3 protein-coding genes are annotated in these 3298 nt (G+C 35.2%); all 3 read right to left on the reverse strand.

Annotated features, from left to right (window positions below):
• Positions 1-205: 205 nt before the first annotated feature.
• Genes N2K84_RS20010 through N2K84_RS20020 form a run of 3 tightly spaced genes read right to left on the reverse strand, consistent with a single transcriptional unit; the run spans position 206 to position 2989 of the window.
• Positions 206-1309, reverse strand: coding sequence for an ADP-ribosylglycohydrolase family protein (locus N2K84_RS20010; protein WP_282593607.1), 1104 nt, complete (start codon positions 1307-1309; stop codon positions 206-208).
• A complete protein-coding gene (locus N2K84_RS20015) occupies positions 1297-2511 on the reverse strand; it encodes a PDDEXK-like family protein (RefSeq protein ID WP_282593608.1) in 1215 nt (404 codons plus the stop codon). Before N2K84_RS20015 ends, N2K84_RS20010 begins: the two co-directional genes overlap by 13 nt.
• On the reverse strand, positions 2504-2989 hold the full coding sequence (locus N2K84_RS20020) for a hypothetical protein (protein ID WP_282593609.1): 486 nt from the start codon (positions 2987-2989) through the stop codon (positions 2504-2506). Before N2K84_RS20020 ends, N2K84_RS20015 begins: the two co-directional genes overlap by 8 nt.
• Between the last annotated feature and the right edge of the window lie 309 nt (positions 2990-3298).

Below are 3298 nucleotides of genomic sequence, written 5' to 3' on the forward strand. Positions count from 1 at the left end.
CTTAATGAACCGCTGTATACGAGACCCGTACGTACAGTGGTGTGAGAGGCTCTCCCCGTCAGTGTTCACTGGCGGGGCAGTCTACTCGATTAGCGTTTCGTGCTTTATTTTTTCAGTCAATGCGGCGGCTAAAGCAGGCTCTTTTACAGGTTTTGGTTGAGCGTTGGCTTGTGCGACCTGTAAATGTGCCTGATTGTGTGTAGGATTAAAATCCCGGATATTTTTCCCACCACTCATCGTTTGAATTAAAAGAATCACCTTTCATTTTTATATTTAAATCCTCCGCAACCTGTTTTACAATTTCGTGTCCGATAAGTTTGTCTTTCCATTTAACAGGAATTTTGTCAATACCATTAATGAGTCCAAGGATGTTACCAGTTATTGAACCAGTACTATCACTGTCTCCGCTGTGATTCACTGAAAAAAGGATTCCATTTTTAAAATCTCTTTCAAAAATCAGGCTTGCGTATAATGACATTGATAAAGCTTCTTCTGCAATCCATCCTTGACCTAATTTTTCAATTGTTTCAGCACTTATTTTATCGCTTTGTGATTTAGTTTTTTCGAATAAATCAATTGCCGCGTTTACTGCATTTTTAGTTTCTGAATGATTGTCCCAATTTTCGAGAATTTGGATTGCATTGTCAATTGATTTACGGAGTTCAATGCCAATTGCTAAATCAGAAAGTATTGAAACAAAGAAACCTGCACTTAAATATCCCGTTGGATGTCCATGAGTGATTGCCGACAGTTCAGAAGCTACTTTAAAAGCATTTTCATTATTTCCCTCGAACATTAATCCGACCGGAGCAACTCTCATAATAGTTCCACAACCTTTGCTATCGTTTATTGGATTTTCAATTGTTCCGGCAATTCCACTACTCAAAGCAGATATACAAGTGTTTCCGGGAGCACGTCTGTTATACAAAACTTTTTCTTTTATAAGCCAGCCTTTCTCTACGTCGTATTTTCCATCCTTTATATTGTCAATGTTTACACCAATATTTTGAGTATGCAACCAACGTAAATAAGAATGATGGGCAATTGTATTCAATGCACCTCCAATTCCTTTGAGCATTGCCCGATGATAAGCACGGAGCAGAGCTTCTGCGGTAAATAGTGTCATTTGAGTGTCATCTGTAAATGCTCCTGTATTGTTCTCAAATTCTATGAAATCTGATATTCCATCTTTTCCGAATTTTGCTCTTATTTGAGAAAGGCGGAGAAATTCAATTGGCGCACCTAAAGCATCACCAACAGCACCACCAATTAAACAACCGATGTAGTGCGAAATATCTATTTTTCCCATGCCTCTTGTTTTTGTTTTAATTCAATTAATTCATCTTTTCTTTCAAGGATTGCGGCTTCTGTCAGCGAAACAATACTTTCAATAACATGCCAGAATTTATCTATTGCTTCATAAATTTCATTGTCATTTTTTTCACTCATTTCCTCCAAATCAAACTTCCATCTTTTTCTAAAATGGACTAACCATTTTTTCCCTTGAGGTTTTTTCCAGTCATTATGGCTACTTAGTGTGTTTAAACTTTCATCTAATATATTGATAACTTGATTATCTTCATCGGAACCAGTACCTGGCGCAATAACTGTGGCAAAACGAACTTGTTTTTGATTATACCAGAAATAATCTATTTCAAAGCTAAAAGATTCCATTTGTCGCCATCCTTTTAATTTTGGCAAAATATCTTTCAATGGTTTTGTCAGGAATCGTACATATCCTTTGTTGGGAGAGCCAATTAACCATCCTTTGTCTTTAACTTTTTTCTCAAAGTACTTGTAGAACTCTGTTGCTAAGTCAGGTTTGTTTTCAAAAATAAAATCAAGTGCTTCTTTATGGTTGTTATAAATTTTTAATGCCAGTTCATTGAGTTCATGTTCTTTCATTATTTCAATTTTTAGTATTTCGATATAATCTTGAATGTATTGTTTTACTTCTGAAGTTAATCTCCTTTCATAAAGTTGTAATGCGTGGGTCAAAGTCTCTGCAATTTGAGAATAGGAATATTTTTGGTACTCAACTTCTGAAGGTTCATCTCCGTCTGTTGTCAAGTAAACAAAATATTGCTGATGCTTTGGGAACGATTCTTTTATAATCTCTTTGTATCGAAGCAATTGATTTGAATGTTCCTGAGAGTCAACTTTGTTTTCAATACAAACGACAAATCCACTTGTGATAATTATTAAATCAATATTCTTCCATTCCCGACGTATTTCAAAGTCTTGAAAATTTAATGTGTCAAAATCGACGGATATGTCGAGTAGAAAATGTTTTAAGAATGTATCTCTTAAATTGTGACTTTCGTTGGGATTTAATAACCAAGCAAGAAAATTAGAATGCCTGATTTCTGCTTTAGAGATTTTAAGTATCCTAAAAATATTCGGCAGTTTTAAGTTCAATTCCAATCTCTCAAACTCAAAATCTTTTTCGAGTGTTTTTAATTCTTTTTCCCGAACTTTTAATTTGTCGGGTGTTGTCGTGTCGTTATTCATTATAGTTTTCGATTATGTATCCCCATTCATTTTTATAGTTTTCAAGTTTACCTTTCATAACTCGCTTCTCATTTTTAAAAGAAGACATCAATTCCAACTCGAATAAATCCTTACTTGGAACAATATAAAAATCAGGCAACTCTTTGAGTTGTTCGAATTTGCCATTGTATATGACAAATACGATATAATGATTTTCATTGGCTTTAACATTATTAACTACAAGTGAAGAATATCCTCTTACGGACTTTACATCAACTGAAATTGAAGTTCCGTCAGATTTAATAATCCGAATATCAATGCTTTTTTTATTTCCCTGACTTAGGTAGGCTTCAACTCCTTTTCTATATAGCAAGGATAAAATTAGATACTCACTTGCGATACCAGTATTAAAAGAGTTGGCTCTTGTTGTTTTTTTATTTTCCATAGCAATGTCTTTGTCGTGTGTTGGCAAGAATAGCTCTTTTGCAAGCTGAAGCATCAGCTTGTGTGTGGGAGCTTGCAAATGTGCTATTTGTGCGTTGGATTTTCATTGTCAATTGTATATCGTAGTTGTCTTTTTTCAGCATGAACGCTAACGGTTGGCGGTATGGTTAGTTGCCGATTTCGAAGCACTTTCCTATCAAGTTACAACTACTTTTGATACGAGCTGTGCCGCTCGAATACGCACTGCACCGGCAATTAACTATACCGCGTGTGTGTGCCCTGCATAAGCAGCGCACACACTTGTTGTAAGCTGTTGAAAAAGTTTAAAAATACAAATAAACTTTACATAGCACCCAAACAACAA

It is taken from the genome of Gaoshiqia sediminis (assembly GCF_025907915.1).
GTDB classification, from domain to species: Bacteria; Bacteroidota; Bacteroidia; order Bacteroidales; family Prolixibacteraceae; genus Gaoshiqia; species Gaoshiqia sediminis.

Coding starts and splice junctions, on each gene's coding strand:
- N2K84_RS20010 (WP_282593607.1), bottom strand. CDS start 1,309: ATGGGAAAAATAGATATTTCGCACTACATCGGTTGTTTAATTGGTGGT.
- N2K84_RS20015 (WP_282593608.1), bottom strand. CDS start 2,511: ATGAATAACGACACGACAACACCCGACAAATTAAAAGTTCGGGAAAAA.
- N2K84_RS20020 (WP_282593609.1), bottom strand. CDS start 2,989: ATGCTTCAGCTTGCAAAAGAGCTATTCTTGCCAACACACGACAAAGAC.